Origin of the sequence: Kitasatospora sp. GAS204B, from assembly GCF_029892155.1 — a bacterium.
Taxonomy (GTDB): domain Bacteria; phylum Actinomycetota; class Actinomycetes; order Streptomycetales; family Streptomycetaceae; genus Kitasatospora.
Genome location: NZ_JARZAG010000026.1, coordinates 1 through 18,342, shown reverse-complemented (window position 1 = coordinate 18,342; position 18,342 = coordinate 1). Strand labels below are relative to the sequence as shown.

Here is an 18,342-nt window from a genome sequence, read left to right as displayed (position 1 = left end):
CGGACGAAGCGGCGGGGCGCCGCCCGGATGTTCCCGAGCGGCGCCCCGACCGACCTACCTCACCGACCGACCGGTGTCACTTGCGGCGGCGGCCCTTGGTGGCCTTGGCGGCCTTGCGGCGCTCGGCGCGGGTCAGACCGTCGCCCTCCACCTCGTCCGACACGCCGTCCTCGAAGTCGCCCTCGATCACGGTGTCGTCGCCGTCCACCATCGGCGCGGTGTAGTGCAGCCGCTGCGGCTTGGGCGCCTCCAGGCCCTTGGCCTTGATCTCCGGGCGCGCGGTCTTCTCCAGCGAGACCTCGGCCGCCTCCGCAGCGTCGAGCAGCGGGACCTCCTCGACCTGCTGCTCGACCTGGACCTCCAGGTTGAACAGGTAGCCGACGGACTCCTCCTTGATGCCCTCCATCATGGCGCCGAACATGTCGAAGCCCTCGCGCTGGTACTCGACCAGCGGGTCGCGCTGCGCCATCGCGCGCAGGCCGATGCCCTCCTGGAGGTAGTCCATCTCGTAGAGGTGCTCGCGCCAGCGCCGGTCCAGCACCGACAGCACGACCCGGCGCTCCAGCTCACGCATGACCTGCTCGCCGAGCTGGTCCTCACGGGAGCCGTACTGGGCCTGGATGTCCTCCTGGATCACCTTGGTCAGGAAGTCGGTGGTCAGCCCCGCGGCGCCGCCGGCCTCCTCCTCCAGGGTCTCCAGGTCGAGGGTGATCGGGTAGAGCTGCTTGAGCGCGGTCCAGAGCTTCTCCAGATCCCAGTCGTCCTCGAAGCCCTCACCGGTGGCGGCGGTGACGTACGCCTCCACGGTGTCGTCCATGAAGTGGCCGATCTGCTCCTGGAGGTCCTCGCCCTCCAGCACCCGGCGGCGCTCGCCGTAGATGACCTCGCGCTGGCGGTTGAGCACCTCGTCGTACTTGAGGACGTTCTTGCGGATCTCGAAGTTCTGCTGCTCGACCTGGGTCTGCGCGGAGGCGATCGCGCGGGTCACCATCTTGGACTCGATCGGCACGTCCTCGGGGACGTTGGCCATCGACAGCACGCGCTCGACCATGCCGGCCTTGAACAGGCGCATCAGGTCGTCACCCAGCGAGAGGTAGAAGCGGGACTCGCCCGGGTCGCCCTGGCGGCCGGAGCGGCCGCGCAGCTGGTTGTCGATCCGGCGCGACTCGTGCCGCTCGGTGCCGAGCACGTACAGGCCGCCGATCCCCTGCACCTCCTCCTGCTCGGTCTTGACCGCCGTCTTGGCCTTCTCCAGCGCGGCCGGGAAGGCGTCCTCGTACTCGTCCGGGGTGTCCACCGGGTTCAGGCCGCGCTGCGCCAGCTCCGCGGTGGCCAGGTGGTCGGGGTTGCCGCCGAGCATGATGTCGGTGCCACGGCCGGCCATGTTGGTGGCCACGGTGACCGCGCCCTTGCGCCCGGCCTGCGCGACGATCTGCGCCTCGCGCTCGTGGTGCTTGGCGTTCAGCACCTCGTGCGGGATGCCGCGCTTGCGCAGCTCCTGGGAGAGGTACTCGGACTTCTCGACCGAGACGGTGCCGACCAGGACCGGCTGGCCCTTCTCGTGCTTCTCGGCGATGTCCTCGACCACGGCGGCGAACTTGGCCGGCTCCGACTTGTAGATCAGGTCGGGCTGGTCGATCCGCAGCGGGTTCTTGTTGGTCGGGATCGGGACCACGCCGAGCTTGTAGATCTGGTGGAACTCGGCCGCCTCGGTGGTGGCGGTACCGGTCATGCCGGAGAGCTTGTCGTACAGCCGGAAGAAGTTCTGCAGGGTGATGGTGGCCAGCGTCTGGTTCTCGTTCTGGACCTCCACCCCCTCCTTGGCCTCGATCGCCTGGTGCATGCCCTCGTTGTAGCGGCGGCCGGCCAGGATACGGCCGGTGTGCTCATCAACGATCATGACTTCGCCGTTCATGACGACGTAGTCCTTGTCGTTCTTGTAGAGCTCCTTGGCCTTGATGGCGTTGTTCAGGAACCCGACGAGCGGGGTGTTCACCGACTCGTAGAGGTTGTCGATGCCGAGGTAGTCCTCGACCCGGCCGACACCCTCCTCCAGCACGCCGACGGTGCGCTTCTTCTCGTCGACCTCGTAGTCGCGGTCGCGCTTGAGGCGCAGCACCAGCTTGGCGAAGTCGGCGTACCACTTGGTCGCCTGGTCGGCCGGGCCGGAGATGATCAGCGGGGTGCGGGCCTCGTCGATCAGGATCGAGTCGACCTCGTCGACGATCGCGAAGTTGTGGCCGCGCTGCACCAACTCGTCCTGCGACCAGGCCATGTTGTCGCGCAGGTAGTCGAAGCCGAACTCGTTGTTGGTGCCGTACGTGATGTCCATCCCGTACTGGCGCTGCCGCTCGGCGGGCGGCATGTTGCCGAGGATCACGCCGACCTCGAGGCCGAGGAAGCGGTGCACCCGGCCCATCCACTCCGAGTCGCGCTCGGCGAGGTAGTCGTTGACCGTGATCAGGTGCACGCCCTTGCCGGTGAGCGCGTTGAGGTACGCGGGCAGCGTGCCGACCAGGGTCTTGCCCTCGCCGGTGCGCATCTCGGCGACGTAGCCCAGGTGCAGGGCCGCGCCTCCCATCAGCTGCACGTCGTAGTGGCGCTGGCCGAGCACGCGCTTCGCGGCCTCGCGGACCGTGGCGAAGGCCTCGGGGAGGATGTCGTCCAGGGTCTCGCCGTCGGCCAGCCGCTGCTTGTACTCGTCGGTCAGCGCACGCAGCTCGTCGTCCGTGAGGTTGACGAAGTCCTCTTCGATGGAGTTGACCTGGGCAGCAATCCGCTGCAGCTTGCGAAGGATCTTGCCCTCGCCGGCGCGCAGGATCTTGTCGAAGACGGACACTTGAGCGGGCTCCTCGCCTGGATTGGCACTGGACTGAGCAACAACTGCGCGGCGGGATCCACCCCACCGCACGGGCCATCGTATGCGAGGAGGCCAACTCGCCGGGAGGTGCGTCAGCACGCCATTCCGGTGTCACCCCTGGGGGCGGATCCCGCGATACGCGCCAGTAACGGGACAAATCGGGCATGAGAAAGTCGTTTTGGGCTTTCCTGCGGCGCCAGCAGCGTTGTCAGCGCCACCGCCTACGCTGCCCGCATGACCGCAGCGCCGCCGCCCAGCATGACCATCAGCGCCGACCAGGCCCGCCGGATCGCCCTGCGCGCCCAGGGGCTGCTCGGCGCGCCCGATCGCCGGGCCGGCGTGCGCGGGGTGCTGCGCCACCTGGGCGCCGTGCAGTTGGACACCATCTCGGTGCTGGCCCGCTCGCACGAGCTGGTTCCCTACGCCCGGCTCGGCGCGGTCGGCCGCCCGGCCGTCGAGCAGGCGCTGTGGGGGGCCGGGACCAGCTTCGAGTACTGGTCGCACGCGGCCTGCGTGCTGCCGATCGAGGAGTGGCCGCTGTTCGCCTTCCGCCGCCGCGCCTATCGCGACCGCGGCCACCTGTGGGGTCACCAGGTGAGCCCGCAGGCCTACCGGGGCGTGCTGGACCGGCTGCGCGCCGAGGGCTCGCTGACCAGCACCGAGCTGGGCGGCGCGAAGAAGACGGCCGAGTGGTGGGACTGGTCCGACACCAAGATCGCGGTCGAGCGGGCGCTGGCCTTCGGCGACGTGGTCTGCACCGAGCGCCGGAGCTGGAAGCGGGTCTACTCGCTGGCCGAACAGGCCGTGCCCGCCGAGCTCTACCAGCAGGAGCTGACCGACCGGGAGTGCCTGATCCGCCTGGTACGCCAGGCCGGGCAGGCGCTCGGCGTGGCCACCCGGGCCGACCTGCTGGACTACCACCGGCTCAAATCCGCCCAACTCGACGCGGTGCTGGCCGAGTCCGGCCTGCAACCGGTCGCGGTGGCCGGCTGGGGCCCCGGCGGCGGCACCGCCACGGCGGCGGCCTGGGCCGACCCGGCGGCGCTGGCCCACGAGCCGCGCGGGCGCCACCGCACCACGCTGCTCTCGCCGTTCGACTCGCTGATCTGGGACCGCGCCAGGACCGAGCGGATCTTCGACATGGCGCACCGCCTGGAGGCCTACACCCCCAAGCAGAAGCGGGTGCACGGGTACTTCGCGATGCCGCTGCTGGCCGGCGGCCGGCTGGCCGGCCGGGTCGACCCGGCCCGCGAGGGCACCGTCCTGGTGGCCCGGCGGGTCTCGCTCGACGCACCCCGCCAACTGCCCGCCCTGGCCGAGGCGCTGCGCGAGGCGGCGGCCTGGGTGGGTTGCACCGAGGTCCGCGTCGAGGAACTGACCGTCGGGTCGGCGGCTGCCGAGTCGCTGCGCCCCGCGCTCGACAAGCTGCTCGGATGACCCGCCCGATTCGGGTGAGTCACCCTATTTCGAGGATCTTCTCCCGCATCGCGTAGACCACGGCCTCCATCCGGGAGTGCAGTTGCAGCTTCTCCAGGATGTTGCGGACGTGGTTCTTCACGGTGTTCTCGCTGATGAACAACTCCTTGGCGATCTCCCGGTTGTTCATCCCGGTCGCCACCAGCTTCAACACCTCCAGCTCACGGTCCGTCAGCCGTGGCGCGGGGACCAACTCCCGGTCGTCGGAGCGGCGCTGGATCATGGACTTGAACTCGGTCAGCAGCTTGGCCGCCATCGAGGGGCTGATCTGCGACTGGCCGTCGGCGACCGCGCGGATCGCGGTGGCCACCTCGTCGGTGGAGATCTCCTTGAGCAGGTAGCCGGTGGCCCCCGCCTTGATCGCCTCGTAGAGGTCGGCCTCCTCGTCGCTTATCGTCAGCATGATGATCTTGGTGCTGGGGGCCACTTCCTTGATCGCGGTGCAGGCCTCGATGCCGCTGCGGCGCGGCATCCGCACATCCATCAGGATGATGTCGGGCAGCAGGTCGGCGGCCTTCAGCACCGCCTCGGCGCCGTCCCCCGCCTCGCCGACCACCTTGATGTCCGGCTCCTCGGCCAGCACGATCTCCAGCCCCCGCCGGAACAGTGCGTGGTCGTCCACCACCAGGACCCGGATGGGCTCGCCGCCGCGTGGCATGTACGCAGGCTCCAGACCGTCGTCGCCGCCGCCTTCGAAACGGTCCGTCATCCGCCCTCCCCGTCACCGAACGCTGTGAGCCACATCATTCCACGCCCACGGCGGGCGGATTTAACCACCGATCGGCGGGGTCGCTCCAACGGGTGCGTCGGCACACGCGAACCGGCGGCCGGTACAGGACCGGCCGCCGGAGGTACGAAACGGGAATTGACGTCGGGTCAGCGGTCGGCCGCGGCGTTGATCGCGCCGCCGGCACCGCCGATCTCGCCGTCCGGCTCGAGGCCGTCCGCCTTCAGGTGGATGACGCCGTAGTCGTAGCCGCGGCGCCGGTACACCACGCTGGGCAGCCCGCTGTCCTTCTCCACGAAGAGGTAGAAGTCGTGGGCGACCAGCTCCATCGCGTGCAGCGCCTGGGCCAGCGTCATCGGGTGGGCGCTGTGCGTCTTCTCCCGGACCACCAGCGGTCCTTCGCCCTCGACCTCGAGCGAGGTGGCCACGGTCTTGCGCACCGGCGCCTCGTCCAGCTCCTCCATGGTCGCCGTGCCCGGCAGCGCCGCGATCCGCGCGGTCGCCTCGGCCACGCTCAGCGGCGTGGTGCGCGCCCCGTGGTGCACCCGGCGCCGGTCGGCGGACTTGCGCAGCTGTGCGTCGAGCTTCGCCGAGGCCAGATCGAGCGCCGCGTAGGGGTCGGCGGCGGCGGCCTCGGCCCGGATCACCGGGCCACGGGTACGGACGGTGATCTCCACCCGGTCGGACCGGTCGGCCTGACGCGGGTTGTGTTCCTTGGACACCTCGACGTCAAGGCTGATCACCTTGCCGTCGAACTTCTGGACCTTCTCCAGCTTCTCGGCCACGTGCTCGCGGAACCTCTGGGGCACCTCGGTCTTGCGGCCCTTGACGACGATGTCCACGCAGAACTCCGATCCCTCGTGCTGTCACCGATCCGGACTACCGGACCGGGCTGAGACCCAGCCTGACCAGCCGAACTGCCGCCGGACCCACCGCCGGTCAACCGACCTGGCGAGCTGGGCCTTCACCCACTTCCTCCCCAGCGGAGGCGCTTGAAACCCCTTGGAGCCTCATGAGACACCCAGAAGGGGCTTTTCGCCTCCGCAACGGAGGGTAGGTGGCGCGGGTTCCGGCTGGACCGCTGTTCACCCCTGTCTACCCTCTATCGAGTGAAGTGAGGGTAAATATCTGGACAACTCCGCCCAGACGGCCCACCCTGGCCCCACCACACAGCGTCACCGAGTCACCGGGAGGGGTCGTGTCGGCGCTCCTGCTCGATCTGCTGCTACCCACCGCGTGCGCCGGCTGCGGCGCGCCGGGCGGCCAGCTCTGCCCCGTCTGCCGCACGCTGCTCGCAGGGCTGCGCGGGCACCGGGCCGGGCCCGACCCGGCGCCGCCCGGCCTGCCGCCGCTCTACTCCTGTGCCGTCTACCGGGATCCGCTGCGCGGCCTGCTGATCGCGCACAAGGAGCGCGGCGCGCTGCCGCTGGTCGGCCCGCTCGGCACGGTGCTCGCCGAGGCCGTCCGGTCAGCGCTGGAAGCCACCCCGGCCAACGAGGCCGATCCGGCCGCGCCGACCGTGCGCGCCGCAGAGCGCCCGCTGCTGCTGGTGCCCGTGCCCTCCGCCCGCCGCGCGGTGCGGGCCCGCGGCCACGACGCGACCAGACGCCTGGCCCGTTGCGCCGCCCGCCGGCTCAGCCGGGCCGGGCTGCCCTGCCGGGTCGCCCCGGTGCTGCGCCAGCGCCGCCAGGTCGCCGACCAGGCCGGCCTCGGCGCCGAGCAGCGGCAGACCAACCTGCACCAGGCGCTGACCGTCCCGTACCTCCTCCAGCAGGCCCTGAGCGGCCGTCAGCTGATCCTGGTGGACGACCTGGTGACCACCGGCGCGAGCCTCGGCGAGGCGGCCCGGGCGCTGCGCGCGGTCGGCGCGCCGCCGCTGGCCGCCGCCACGGTGGCCGCCACCGCCCGCCGCGAGCCGCCGCCGGCGCACGAGTCGGCGTCCCACCCGGAACCGCGCACGGTCCACCGGCGTGGCCGCGCCTCGCGCTCTCAGCCCGGGTAGGCGGGCAGCACGGCACCGCTGTGGTTGTACGACCGCCAGGTCGGCGGCGCGGAGCCGGCGAGCTGGTAGATGGTGTCCCCGTCCTTGGGGTCCTGCTCCTTGGAGTCGGCGAGCACCTGGTCGGCGCGGTCCTCGGAGGCGGCCACCACGGTCATCCCGTCCACCGCCTGCAGCGCGGTGTCGGTGGCGCTGCCCGAGCCGTCGGTCGGCACGTAGTGCAGTTGCTGCACCCCGCCGTTCTCCTTGCCGAGCGCTAGCAGCGTGTCCGGGTCCGCCCAGGAGACCGAGGTGACGTCGGAGAGCTGCGGCGCGATCGCCCGCAGGTCGATGATCGCGGCGGCCGACTGCACCCCGCTGACCCGCACCACCAGCCCGATCTGCAGGCTGCGGGTCTTGGTCACGGGATCGAGGAGCAGCAGCGCCGCCCTGGTTCCGTCGGAGGAGATCCGGATGCTGTCCACCGTCAGGCCGGTCGGCAGGTCCACCGGGACGGCGACGCGGCTGTTGTTGCCCCGGATCAGCCAGACCTGCGGGTTCGCCGGATCGCGGTCCACCACCCAGAGCCCGCCGAAGCCGTCCCAGCTGGGTGTGGAGAGTCCCTGACCGGGACTGGGCGCCTGGCTGGTGACCAGCGCGGCGCCGAGCTGCTTTGCGCTGTCGTCCAGCGGCGCCTCGTAGAGCCCCTTGCCGTCGGCGCTGACCACGGCGGCCTTCTGCCCGTCGCGGCGGACGGCGAACGGTCCCAGCTGCCCGCCGGCCGGGCGCAGCGTCGCGGGCAGGTTGGCGCTCCCCAGCACGCCGGCCACCGCGGCGTTGCTGTCCAGTCGGATCAGCTGCCCGGTGGCCGCGTTGCGGCCGTACGGCACGCCGCCACCGTTGGCCGCCGAGGTCAGGCTGCCCGGCGCCCAGGAGAGCGTCTTGGCCTGGGCCGAGCCGAGGTAGCAGGTCCCGTGCTCACCGGTCAGCGTCACCTTGTCGATGGAACCGGGCCCGTTCAGGCTGACCAGCGTGAAGTAGAGCTGCGCGGCCAGCTGGCCGCACTGCGACTCGTTGGCCTGGAAGTTCGCCCCGTTGACCTGCACCCGGACGGCGCCGGAGGTGTCGGTGCTGACGTTGCCGACCGAGTCGGCGCCGTCGAAGGCCGAGCGGACAGCCGGCTTGAGCCAGTCCGAGGGGCCCTCGGCGAGGGCCGCGGCCGCAGTGGAGGCCGGGTCTATTCGGCGCCGCACGAAGATCGGGTCGGGGACCAGCACCGACTGGTCGGCGCCCGGCGAACCGGGCGGCAGCGACGGGTCGGGGAGCGTGAAGAAGTACCGGTCCGCCTGCTGGTAGGCGTTGCGGAAGTTGGTCTGGTTGAGGATCAGCACCGGCGGCAGGTCGGTGATCCGCCACTGCGCCTTGGTGGCCGCGTCCTTGGGGTCCTTGCCGGTGTCCTTGGCCACGTTGATCAGGGTGAAGCTGGCCGAGTAGTGCGGCTCGGGCCTGGCCCGGTAGGTGCGCTTGGCGTCCAGCGTCGCGATCTGCTGCGACTGCAGGACCACCGTGGCGTGGTCGGGGTCCCCGTCACCGCTCGACGCGTCGGGATTGGTGGCCGCGAGGATCACCGCGCCGGTGTCCGGCTGCCAGGTCTTGACCGCCTCGGGAGTCAGGTACTCCCGCGCGGTCTGGTAGTCGTGCTCGTCGGCGATCGAGGCGTCCAGGAAGTTCTGCAGTACCTGGCGCGGCGACTGCCCGTCCCGCGGCGGCACCGGGATCACCCGGACCTGAACGCCCTGGTCGGCGCCCGAAGGCGGGTCGACCGGTTCGGGCGAGCCGCTGTCCGGCATGGTGGCACAGCCCGCCGTGACCAGCACGGTGAGCGCGACCAGGCCACTGCCCGCCCAGCGCCGACTAGTCCTGCTGCTCCCCACCCCGCGCCCCCTTAGCGCTCGTGCCACCGGCGCCGCTCGCCGATCCGCCCCCCGGCTCACCCTCCTGCGGCCGCAACCGCCCGGGCTCCACCACCACCTGGGCACCAGTGGCACCGTACCCGCCGCTCATCGCTCGCACGTCGGACGGGTCGGCGACCACCGGGGCCTGCGGCAGCCGTCGCGCCCCGAGCCCCGCTCCGCCGATGCTCAGCACCCCGCCGAGCCCGGGGCCGAGCCCGCCGCCCACACCGCCCGGCGTCTCCGGTATCACGGTCGGCTCGCCGCTGGCCGTCAGCGCGGTCGCCCCGGCCGGCAGCGCCCGCCGGTACGGGGCGCCCTGCGCGCGCAGCCCCCGGTTGTAGCGCGAGTCCTCGGGCTCCAGCCGGAACGGCGCCCGGCCGATCTCGCCGCCGCGGGTGCGCGGCAGGGTGAGCCGGAAGTGCGAGCCACCACCGGGCTCGCCCCAGGCCTGCAGCCAGCCGCCGTGCAGGTGGGCGTCCTCCACCGCGATCGACAGGCCCAGACCGGTACCGCCGGTGGTCCGCACCCGGGACGGGTCGGCCCGCCAGAAGCGGTGGAAGACCCGGGAGGCCTCGCCGGGCTTGAGCCCGATGCCGTAGTCCCGCACGCCGACCGCGACCGCGCCGTCGCCCGAGCCGACCCGCACCACCACGTCCCGGCCCTCGCCGTGCTCCAGCGCGTTGACCACCAGGTTGCGCAGGATCCGCTCGATCCGGCGCGGGTCGACCTCGGCCACCACCGGCTCGTCGGCGCCGGCCAGCAGCACCTTGCTGCCCTTGAGCCGGGCCAGCGGGTCGGCCGCCTCGACCACTCGCTGCACGACGTCGCGCAGGTCCACCGGCTCGGCGTCCAGCACCGCGGCGCCCGCGTCGAACCGGCTGATCTCCAGCAGGTCGGCGAGCAGCGACTCGAAGCGGTCCAGCTGGCCCTGCAGCAGCTCCGCCGAGCGGGCCGCCATCGGATCCAGGTCCTCGCGGCTGTCGTAGATCAGGTCGGCGGCCATCCGCACCGTGGTCAGCGGGGTGCGCAGCTCGTGCGAGACGTCCGAGACGAACCGCCGCTGCACCCGGGAGAGCTCCTCCAGCTGCCGGATCTGGGTCTGCAGCGCGTCCGCCATCCGGTTGAAGGACTCGCCGAGCCGGGCGATGTCGTCGGTGCCGGTGACCTTCATCCGCTCTTCGAGGTGGCCGTCGGCCAGCCGCTCGGCGATCCCGGCGGCCATCCGCACCGGGGTGACCACCTGGCGCACCACCAGCCAGGCGGTGCAGCTGACCAGGACCACGATGAAGACGCCGGCGGTGGCCACCGTGCCGGTGACCAGGCTCAGCGTGTTGTCCTCCTGGGCGAAGGAGAACGCGAAGTACAGCTGGTAGTCCACGCTGTCCGGCCCGTGCAGCTGCCGGCCGATCACCAGGCCGGGCTCGGAGCGCGCTTGGGACCCGGTGCCGCGGTGGATCGTGGTGGTCTGCTCGTGCGGCACGCTCGGGTTCTGCGCGACCTGTGCCTCCAGCTCCTGCGAGATGCTGTTGTAGCTCACGTCGCCAGAAGCCCGGATCACGCTCGGCGGGGCACCGCCGTCGGAGGGCCGCAGGCCGATCACCGAGTAGACGCCCTGCCCGCCGCTGGCCAGGTTGGCGACCTGGTCGGAGATCCAGGTACCGGGCTCGCTCGGGCTCGGGTCGCCGGCACCGGCCTTGGCGCGCTGCTCGTTGAGCGCGTCGCTCTGCTGCTGCGCGGTGGTGAAGGCGCCACTGGCCTGGTTCTCGGCGGCGTGCTTCTTGGTGTCCAGCAGCCCGGTGCGGACCTGCGCCATCACCACGACGCCGAGCACCACCACCAGCGCGACCGAGAGCAGCATGGTCGCCGCCACCACGCGCAGCTGGATCGAACGCCGGTAGAGCGCCGAGGCCCGCAGGAACGGGCTGCGCAGCCGGCGGCCGAGCAGCCCCATCGGCGAGGCCGACCGCCGCGCGGCGGCGGCCTCCCCGTACTGCGCCTCCCCGTCGACGGCCTGGCCGGACGGGGAGGGGTGAATCTGGTAGGTCACGTCAGCTGGGTCCAGCCTTGTAGCCGACACCGCGGACGGTGACCACGATCTCCGGGCGCTCCGGATCCTTCTCGATCTTCGAGCGCAGGCGCTGCACGTGCACGTTCACCAGCCGGGTGTCAGCCGCGTGCCGGTAGCCCCAGACCTGCTCGAGCAGCACCTCGCGGGTGAAGACCTGCCAGGGCTTGCGGGCCAGCGCGACCAGCAGGTCGAACTCCAGCGGGGTGAGCGGGATGCCCCGCCCGTCCCGCTTGACCGAGTGCCCGGCCACGTCGATCACCAGATCGCCGATGGTCAGCTGCTCGGGCGTGGGCTCCTCGACCCGGCGCAGCCGGGCTCGGACCCGGGCCACCAGCTCCTTGGGCTTGAACGGCTTGACCACGTAGTCGTCGGCGCCGGACTCCAGGCCCACCACGATGTCGACCGTGTCGGTCTTCGCGGTGAGCATCACGATCGGGACCCCGGACTCCGACCTGATCTGCCGGCAGACGTCGATCCCGTCCCGGCCGGGCAGCATCAGGTCGAGCAGCACCAGATCCGGCTTGGTCTCGCGGAACGCGGCGAGCGCCTTGTCCCCGTCCGCGACGAAATACGGCTCAAAACCCTCACCACGCAGCACAATGCCGAGCATCTCGGCGAGTGCGGTGTCGTCATCTACGACGAGGACGCGACCTTTCATGCGCCCATCCTCTCATTACCGGATTGTGACCTGCCGCACACCCGTGCCCATTGCCCGGTCGACACACCGGCATTACCGCCCATATCCACCCAAACTCCAAAGTTCTTCGGCCCGGCCGACTCCGTTGTCGATCAGCAACCAGGCACCCCTGGGGTGCCTGCCGCCACCATGGCACGATGGGCGGCACGAATTGCGCCGCACCACCATCCTGGGGCACCGCCCCGCGCCGAGGAGCAGTGATGACCGACACTCCGGGCTGGGTCTCCCCCAGCGCCTCCGGGACCGATCCCGAGGACGTCCGGCCGTCGGCCCCCGCTCCCGCTCCGGCCGTCCCCGGGCCGGCCGCGCCGAGCGATGCCGCGCCCGGCGACGCGGCACCGGCCGCCGCCGCACCCACGACATCCGCCGCGACACCCGCCACACCGAGCGCCCCCGCCGCGCCGCCGTACCCCGGCGCCTACGGCCAGGCGCCCGCCGCCCAGACGCCGCCGCCCGTCCAGGGCTGGGGCGGTGCCCAGCCCGGCTGGGGCCAGCAGCCCGGCTGGGGCGCGCAGGCGGGCTGGGGCCACCAACCCGGCGGCGGCGGTTGGAGCTTCCCGGCGCCCAGCCCGAAGCCCGGCGTGATCCCGCTGCGCCCGCTGGGTGTCGGCGAGATCCTGGACGGCTCGATCTCCACCGTCCGCAAGCACTGGCGCACCGCCCTCGGCCTCTCGCTGGTGGTCGCGGTGCTCAGCCAGCTCGTCCTCGGCCTGGTCGACTGGTGGAGCCAGCACGACGCGCAGAGCACCACCACCCTGGTCGTCGCCGGCGTGGGCCTGCTGGTCAGCGCGGTGGCCGGGCTGGTGATGAGCGCGCTGCTGACCGTGGTGGTCAGCCGGGCCGTGCTGGGCCAAGCCGTCTCGATCGGCGACGCCTGGCGCTCCGCCCGTCCGCAGCTGTGGCGGCTGGCCGGGCTGAGCGTGCTGATCTTCCTGATCATCGCCGGCATCCTGGCGGTCGCCTCCCTACCGGCGATCGTGGTCGGCGTGGCCACCGGAAGCGGCACGGATGCCGCGCTGGTCCTGCTGCCGCTGATGCTGGCCGGGTTCGTCGTCGCGATCTGGACGTACTTCCGGCTCTGCCTGGCCGCCCCGGCCCTGATGCTGGAGAAGCAGGGCATCAAGGCCGCGCTCTCCCGCTCCCGCAAGCTGGTGCGCGGCTCCTGGTGGCGGATCTTCGGCGTCAGCCTGCTCAGCCTGGTGCTGACCACCATCCTGGCCTCGATCGTCGCCATCCCGTTCCGCATCCTGGCCGGACTGGTGAGCGGCTCGATGATCAGCGGGCTGGGCGGCGACCCGCTGCACCCGCAGTCGGCCGCCGCGCTGGTGGTGATCGGGATCGGCGGGGTGATCGGCTCGATGATCACCGCCCCGGTCCAGGCCGGGATCAACGTGCTGCTCTACGTCGACCAGCGGATCCGCCGCGAGGCCCTCGACCTCGAGCTGGCCCGGGCGGCCGGCCTGCCCGAGTACGGCGGCACCGGCTGGGCGCGCCAGGGCGGCGGGGCGGCCTGACCCGATGCCGACCTGGGGGGACTGGGTCACCGCCGTCGCCGACGGCGCGCCCGTGACCACACCGCGCGACCCGGCCCGCGAGGCCGCGCGCGAGGAGCTGCTCAAGCCCGAGTACCACCGGCAGGACCCGAGCCTGCTGCAGCGGATCATCAGCTGGCTCTGGGACCGGCTGGACCAGTTGCTCGGGCAGCTCGGCAGTGCCGCCGGCAACGGGACCACCGGTCTGATCCTCTTCCTGGTGATCGCGGTGCTGGTCGGCGCCGCACTCTGGTGGCGGCTCGGCCGCCCCGGCCGGGCCGCCACCAGCGCCGCCGCCCTGTTCAGCGCCGCCGGGCCGCGCACCGCCGAGCAGCACCGCGCGGCGGCTCGCCGGCACGCCGCCGAAGGCGACTTCGCGGCAGCCGTCCGCGAGCAGATGCGCGCCCTGGTGCGAGCGCTGGAGGAGCGCGCCCTGCTCGACCCGCGCCCGGGACGGACCGCCGACGAGGCGGCCGCCGAAGCCGGCCGCCAACTGCCCCGGCACGCCGCCGCGCTGCGCGAGGCCGCCCGGCTCTTCGACGACATCGCCTTCGGCGAGCGCGCCGCCGACCGGGCCGCCTACCAGCGACTCGCCGAGCTGGACGATGCCCTGCGGCAGACCCGCCCCACCGCGCCGATCCCGGCGGGTGCCGCGTGACCACCACCGCCGCCCCCGCCGCCCCCGCCGCTGAGGCCGCGTCGCTGACCCCGACGCTCCGTCAACTCTGGCACCGCGCCCGCTGGTTCCTGGCCGCCGCAGCCGTGCTGCTGGTCGCCGGCCTGCTGATCGCCGGCCTCGGCGACAGCACCGCCTATCCCTCACTCGACCCGCGCTCCGCCGCTCCGGACGGCACCAAGGCCGTCGCCCAACTGCTGCGTGCCCAGGACATCACGGTCGACACCACCGCCGACGCCGACCGGCTCGCCACGCCGGGCGGCGCCGACACCGTCGTGCTGCCGCTGCCCGACCTGCTGACGACCGATCAACTGCGTGCCCTGGCCGCCGCCGGCCACCGCCGCCTGGTGCTGATCTCGCCCGACAGCACCGCGCTCGACCTGCTGGCCCCCGGCCTGCACACCGCCGGCACCGCCGACCTGCCGCTGGCCGTCAGCTCCGCGAGCGCCGTCCCGCTGTGCGACCTGCCCGAGGCCCAGCGGGCCGGCAGCGCCGAACTCGGCGGCCGGCTCTACCAGGTCGACGCCGACTCCGGCGCCACCGGCTGCTACCCGCGCCAGGGCTACCCCGCGCTCGCCCGCACCAGCACCACCCAGGGCACCGAGGTGCTCGTGGTCGGCTCCGGGCGCTTCCTGACCAACCAGCGCCTGGCCAACGACGGCAACGCCGCACTCGCCCTCGGTCTGCTCGGCACCCAGCCCCACCTCACCTGGTACCTGCCCGACTACCAGGCGCTGCCCGCCGGCACCGCCGCGCCGCAGAAGTCATTCACCGATCTGATCCCCGACGGCTGGCGCTGGGCTGCCCTGCAACTGGCCGTCGCCACCGTGCTGGCCGCCCTCTGGCGGGCCCGCCGGCTCGGCCCGGTGGTCAGCGAGCAGCTCCCGGTGGTGGTCCGCGCCGCCGAGACCACCGAGGGCCGGGCCCGGCTCTACCACCGCGCCAAGGCCCGCGACCGGGCCGCCGAGGCGCTGCGCCGCGCCGTCCGGCACCGGTTGGCGCCCGTCCTCGGCGTCCCGCTCGGCGGCGGCGACCCGGACCCCACCACGCTGCTGGCCGCCTTGGGCGAGCGGCTGACCGGCCACCGCGACCCCGCCGGACCGCGCGACCTGCTCTACGGCCCACCGCCCAGCGACGACGCCGCGCTGCTGCGGCTCGCCGACGACCTCGATGCCCTGGAAAGGCAGGTACGACAGCCGTGACCGACCAGACCGCCCCCGCCCAGCTCGCCGAGCGGGCCGCCGCCGCGCCCGACCCCCGGCAGGCGCTCGGCGCCCTGCGCGCCGAGATCGGCAAGGCCGTGGTCGGCCAGGACGCCGCCGTCACCGGGCTGGTGGTCGCCCTGCTCTGCGGCGGCCACGTGCTGCTCGAAGGCGTCCCCGGCGTGGCCAAGACCCTGCTGGTCCGCGCCCTGTCCGCCGCGCTCAGCCTGGAGACCAAGCGGATCCAGTTCACCCCCGACCTGATGCCCGGCGACGTCACCGGCTCGCTGGTCTACGACGCGCGCACGGCCGAGTTCTCCTTCCAGCCGGGCCCGGTCTTCACCAACCTGCTGCTCGCCGACGAGATCAACCGCACCCCGCCGAAGACCCAGGCCTCGCTGCTGGAGGCGATGGAGGAGCGCCAGGTCACCGTCGACGGCGAGCCGCGCCCGCTGCCCGAGCCCTTCCTGGTCGCCGCGACCCAGAACCCGCTCGAGTACGAGGGCACCTACCCGCTGCCCGAGGCCCAGCTGGACCGCTTCCTGCTCAAGCTGGTGCTGCCGCTGCCCGACCGCGAGCAGGAGTTCCAGGTGCTCAGCCGGCACGCCGCCGGCTTCGACCCGCGCGACCTGCACGCGGCCGGGGTGCGCCCGGTAGCCGGCCCCGCCGACCTGGCCGCCGCCCGCGCGGCGATCGCCGAGCTCACCGTCTCCCCCGAGGTGCTCGCCTACATCGTCGACCTCTGCCGGGCCACCCGGCAGTCGCCCTCGCTCTCGATGGGCGTCTCCCCGCGTGGCGCGACCGGACTGCTGAACGCCTCCCGGGCCTGGGCCTGGCTGGCCGGGCGCGACTACGTCACCCCCGACGACGTGAAGGCGCTGGCCCTGCCCACCCTGCGACACCGGGTGCAGCTGCGCGCCGAGGCGGAGATGGAGGGCGTCACCGCGGACACGGTGATCCAGGCCGTGCTCGCCCAGACACCCGCTCCCCGCTGATCACCCGCACCTCTTCCTAGGAGTCCACCGTGGCCCTCACCGGCCGTACCGCCCTCCTCGCCGCCCTCGGCAGCCTGGTGGTCGGACTCCTGCTGCCCTCCTGGACCGGGATCGGCGTGGTCGGCGGCACCGTACTGCTCGGCGTGCTCGCCGACCTGCTGCTCGCGGCCCCGGTCCGCACCCTCCAGCTGGCCAGGACGGGCGACGGCGCGGTGCGCCTGGGCGAGCCGGCCACCGTCACGCTGACCGTCGGCAACCCGTCCGGGCGACCGCTGCGGGCCCGGCTGCGGGACGCCTGGCCGCCTTCGGTGTTCCGGCCCGGCACCGAGCTGACGGCCTCCCGCCGACGCCTGCTGGTCCCGCCGGGCGAGCGCCGCCGGGTCGACGTCGAGCTGCTGCCCACCCGCCGCGGCGACCACCGGGCGCACCGGGTGACGATCCGTTCGCTGGGTCCGCTCGGCCTGGCGGGCCGTCAGGGCTCGCACCTGGTCCCCTGGACGCTGCGCGCGCTGCCGCCCTTCACCAGCCGCAAGCACCTGCCGTCCCGCCTCGCCCGGCTGCGCGAACTGGACGGCCGCACCTCGCTGTTGACCCGTGGTCAGGGAACCGAGTTCGACAGCCTGCGCGAGTACCTGCCGGGCGACGACGTACGCTCGATCGACTGGCGGGCCAGTGCCCGCCGCAACACCGTCGCCGTGCGCACCTGGCGCCCCGAACGCGACCGGCACATCCTGATCGTGCTCGACACCGGCCGTACGTCGGCCGGCCGGGTCGGCGACGCTCCTCGACTGGACGCGGCCCTGGACGCGGCACTGCTGCTCACCGCGCTGGCCACCAAGGCCGGCGACCGGGTCGACCTGCTCGCCCACGACGTGCGCCCGCGCGGCACGGTGCTGGGCCGCTCCGCCACCGAGGTGCTGCCCGCCGTCACCAACGCGATGGCGCTGCTGGAGCCGGCGCTGGTCGAGACCGACCTGCGGGCCCTCACCGCGGCGGCCCTGCGGCTCGCGCCGCACCGCTCCCTGATCGTCCTGCTCACGGGCCTGGACGCCGGCCCCGCCGAGGACGGCCTGCTGCCGCTGCTGCCCCAGCTCACCAAGCGCCACGAGGTGGTGATCGCGGCGGTGGCCGACCCGCTGCTGGCCGAGCTGGCCACGGGTCGCGGCACGCTGCCGGCCGTCTACGCCGCGGCGGCCGCCGAACAGACCCAGGCCGACCGCCGCGCCATCGCCGAGCGGCTCACCCGGCTCGGCGCCACCGTCCTGGACGCCCCGCCCACGGCCCTGCCGCCGGCCCTCGCCGACACCTACCTGGCGCTGAAGGCGGCGGGGCGGCTGTAGCTGTGGAGCCCGCTCAGTCGTGCTGCGGCTTGACCCACACGTGTGCGGTGGCCGTCTCGGCGTCCGCGGTGCCCTCGTCCTCGGTGCCCTCATCGGAGCCCTCATCGACCGATGCGGGCACCTCGGCCACCGCCTTCATCCACTCGACGATCCCCTGGGACAGCGCGGCGGCGGACGACTTGTCGCCATGGAACGCCTCACGCGCCGCCTGGTAGGCGAACCAGCGCTCGACATGCGCGAGCCAGGCCTCCTCGGAGGGCGCGAAGTGCATCGTCACCCGCGGGTGGGCCCGCAGCCAGTTCACCACCGTGGGCGACTTGTGGGTGAAGTAGTTGTCGCAGATCAGGTGCAGCTCGCCGCTCTCCGGCAACTCCCGCTCCAGCTGCGACAGGAAGCGTCGGAACTCCACCCCGCGCCGCCGGCGGTGCAGCGTACCGAGCACCTTCTCCCGGGTGCTGTCGAGACTGGCCAGCAGCGCCTGCACGGTCGCCGGCAGCGGATCCCCGCTGCGCTCCCGAAGCTCCTCCCGAAGCTTGGGCCGCAGCATCGTGTCGGCGTCCACCCGGAGCACCAACACCCGCTCCGGCGGCGCCAGGTACATCGCGGCCACCTCGTGCGAGGTCTCCATCGCAAAAGGATCGGTCGACAAGCCGAACGGCTCGGGACGCGGTTGGGGTTCGGGGTGGGCCTTGGGGCCGGGACGTGCCATGCGTCGATCGTAACGGCCAATCGCACGCGTCATGAACGCAGAGAAGCCCCCTTCCCGAAGGAAGAGGGCTTCTCTAGAAGAATTGTTCGGCGGCGTCCTACTCTCCCACAGGGTCCCCCCTGCAGTA

At 72.9% G+C, this 18,342-nt stretch carries 14 protein-coding genes; 7 read left to right on the top strand and 7 right to left on the bottom strand.

Annotated elements, in window-relative coordinates:
* Nucleotides 1–76: 76 nt before the first annotated feature.
* The gene (gene secA, locus P3T41_RS28885) at nt 77–2,839 is read right to left on the bottom strand and encodes a preprotein translocase subunit SecA (protein WP_280693487.1); all 2,763 of its coding nucleotides are present in this window, start codon (nt 2,837–2,839) and stop codon (nt 77–79) included.
* Between the two features lie 255 nt (nt 2,840–3,094).
* On the opposite strand from secA, the gene P3T41_RS28880 reads away from it, so the two are divergent.
* On the top strand, nt 3,095–4,297 hold the full coding sequence (locus P3T41_RS28880; RefSeq protein WP_280693486.1) for a crosslink repair DNA glycosylase YcaQ family protein: 1,203 nt from the start codon (nt 3,095–3,097) through the stop codon (nt 4,295–4,297).
* Between the two features lie 19 nt (nt 4,298–4,316).
* Here P3T41_RS28880 and P3T41_RS28875 read toward each other — a convergent pair whose 3' ends face one another.
* On the bottom strand, nt 4,317–4,994 hold the full coding sequence (locus tag P3T41_RS28875; RefSeq protein ID WP_280693570.1) for a response regulator transcription factor: 678 nt from the start codon (nt 4,992–4,994) through the stop codon (nt 4,317–4,319).
* A 218-nt stretch (nt 4,995–5,212) separates the two neighbouring features.
* The gene (gene raiA, locus P3T41_RS28870; RefSeq protein ID WP_280693485.1) at nt 5,213–5,905 is read right to left on the bottom strand and encodes a ribosome-associated translation inhibitor RaiA; all 693 of its coding nucleotides are present in this window, start codon (nt 5,903–5,905) and stop codon (nt 5,213–5,215) included.
* A 356-nt stretch (nt 5,906–6,261) separates the two neighbouring features.
* On the opposite strand from raiA, the gene P3T41_RS28865 reads away from it, so the two are divergent.
* Nucleotides 6,262–7,065, top strand: a complete 804-nt coding sequence (locus tag P3T41_RS28865; protein ID WP_280693484.1) for a phosphoribosyltransferase family protein — start codon at nt 6,262–6,264, stop codon at nt 7,063–7,065.
* On the opposite strand, the gene P3T41_RS28860 is transcribed toward P3T41_RS28865, so the two are convergent.
* The 3 genes from P3T41_RS28860 to mtrA form a co-directional block, all read right to left on the bottom strand.
* Nucleotides 7,053–8,891: an LpqB family beta-propeller domain-containing protein gene (locus tag P3T41_RS28860; RefSeq protein ID WP_280693483.1), complete on the bottom strand. Its 1,839-nt coding sequence runs from the start codon at nt 8,889–8,891 to the stop codon at nt 7,053–7,055. The two genes, P3T41_RS28865 and P3T41_RS28860, sit on opposite strands and share 13 nt — an antisense overlap.
* 64 nt (nt 8,892–8,955) lie before the next feature.
* A complete protein-coding gene (gene mtrB, locus P3T41_RS28855; protein ID WP_280693569.1) occupies nt 8,956–10,947 on the bottom strand; it encodes an MtrAB system histidine kinase MtrB in 1,992 nt (663 codons plus the stop codon).
* 97 nt (nt 10,948–11,044) lie between these two features.
* Nucleotides 11,045–11,722: an MtrAB system response regulator MtrA gene (mtrA, locus tag P3T41_RS28850; protein ID WP_280693482.1), complete on the bottom strand. Its 678-nt coding sequence runs from the start codon at nt 11,720–11,722 to the stop codon at nt 11,045–11,047.
* A gap of 239 nt (nt 11,723–11,961) precedes the next feature.
* Between mtrA and P3T41_RS28845 the strand changes: the two genes are divergently transcribed.
* From P3T41_RS28845 to P3T41_RS28825, 5 genes are all read left to right on the top strand, one after another.
* Nucleotides 11,962–13,275, top strand: coding sequence for a hypothetical protein (locus tag P3T41_RS28845; RefSeq protein WP_280693481.1), 1,314 nt, complete (start codon nt 11,962–11,964; stop codon nt 13,273–13,275).
* Between the two features lie 4 nt (nt 13,276–13,279).
* Nucleotides 13,280–13,951 carry a DUF4129 domain-containing protein gene (locus tag P3T41_RS28840; protein ID WP_280693480.1) on the top strand — a complete coding sequence of 224 codons (672 nt, stop codon included), beginning with the start codon at nt 13,280–13,282 and terminating at the stop codon, nt 13,949–13,951.
* Complete coding sequence (locus tag P3T41_RS28835; RefSeq protein WP_280693479.1) at nt 13,948–15,171, top strand: DUF4350 domain-containing protein; 1,224 nt, start codon at nt 13,948–13,950, stop codon at nt 15,169–15,171. Before P3T41_RS28840 ends, P3T41_RS28835 begins: the two co-directional genes overlap by 4 nt.
* 74 nt (nt 15,172–15,245) lie before the next feature.
* On the top strand, nt 15,246–16,166 hold the full coding sequence (locus P3T41_RS28830) for a MoxR family ATPase (RefSeq protein WP_280693568.1): 921 nt from the start codon (nt 15,246–15,248) through the stop codon (nt 16,164–16,166).
* Nucleotides 16,167–16,195: 29 nt separating this feature from the next.
* On the top strand, nt 16,196–17,506 hold the full coding sequence (locus P3T41_RS28825; protein WP_280693478.1) for a DUF58 domain-containing protein: 1,311 nt from the start codon (nt 16,196–16,198) through the stop codon (nt 17,504–17,506).
* 13 nt (nt 17,507–17,519) lie between these two features.
* Here P3T41_RS28825 and P3T41_RS28820 read toward each other — a convergent pair whose 3' ends face one another.
* A complete protein-coding gene (locus tag P3T41_RS28820) occupies nt 17,520–18,215 on the bottom strand; it encodes a transposase (protein WP_280693477.1) in 696 nt (231 codons plus the stop codon).
* Nucleotides 18,216–18,342 lie beyond the last annotated feature (127 nt).

What these genes read in the sequence shown, in the direction of transcription:
- P3T41_RS28880 (WP_280693486.1), top strand. Translation starts at nt 3,095, where the DNA reads ATGACCGCAGCGCCGCCGCCCAGCATGACCATCAGCGCCGACCAGGCC.
- P3T41_RS28875 (WP_280693570.1), bottom strand. Translation starts at nt 4,994, where the DNA reads ATGCCACGCGGCGGCGAGCCCATCCGGGTCCTGGTGGTGGACGACCAC.
- P3T41_RS28860 (WP_280693483.1), bottom strand. Translation starts at nt 8,891, where the DNA reads ATGCCGGACAGCGGCTCGCCCGAACCGGTCGACCCGCCTTCGGGCGCC.
- mtrB (WP_280693569.1), bottom strand. Translation starts at nt 10,947, where the DNA reads ATGGGGCTGCTCGGCCGCCGGCTGCGCAGCCCGTTCCTGCGGGCCTCG.
- mtrA (WP_280693482.1), bottom strand. Translation starts at nt 11,722, where the DNA reads ATGAAAGGTCGCGTCCTCGTCGTAGATGACGACACCGCACTCGCCGAG.
- P3T41_RS28845 (WP_280693481.1), top strand. Translation starts at nt 11,962, where the DNA reads ATGACCGACACTCCGGGCTGGGTCTCCCCCAGCGCCTCCGGGACCGAT.
- P3T41_RS28840 (WP_280693480.1), top strand. Translation starts at nt 13,280, where the DNA reads ATGCCGACCTGGGGGGACTGGGTCACCGCCGTCGCCGACGGCGCGCCC.
- P3T41_RS28820 (WP_280693477.1), bottom strand. Translation starts at nt 18,215, where the DNA reads ATGGCACGTCCCGGCCCCAAGGCCCACCCCGAACCCCAACCGCGTCCC.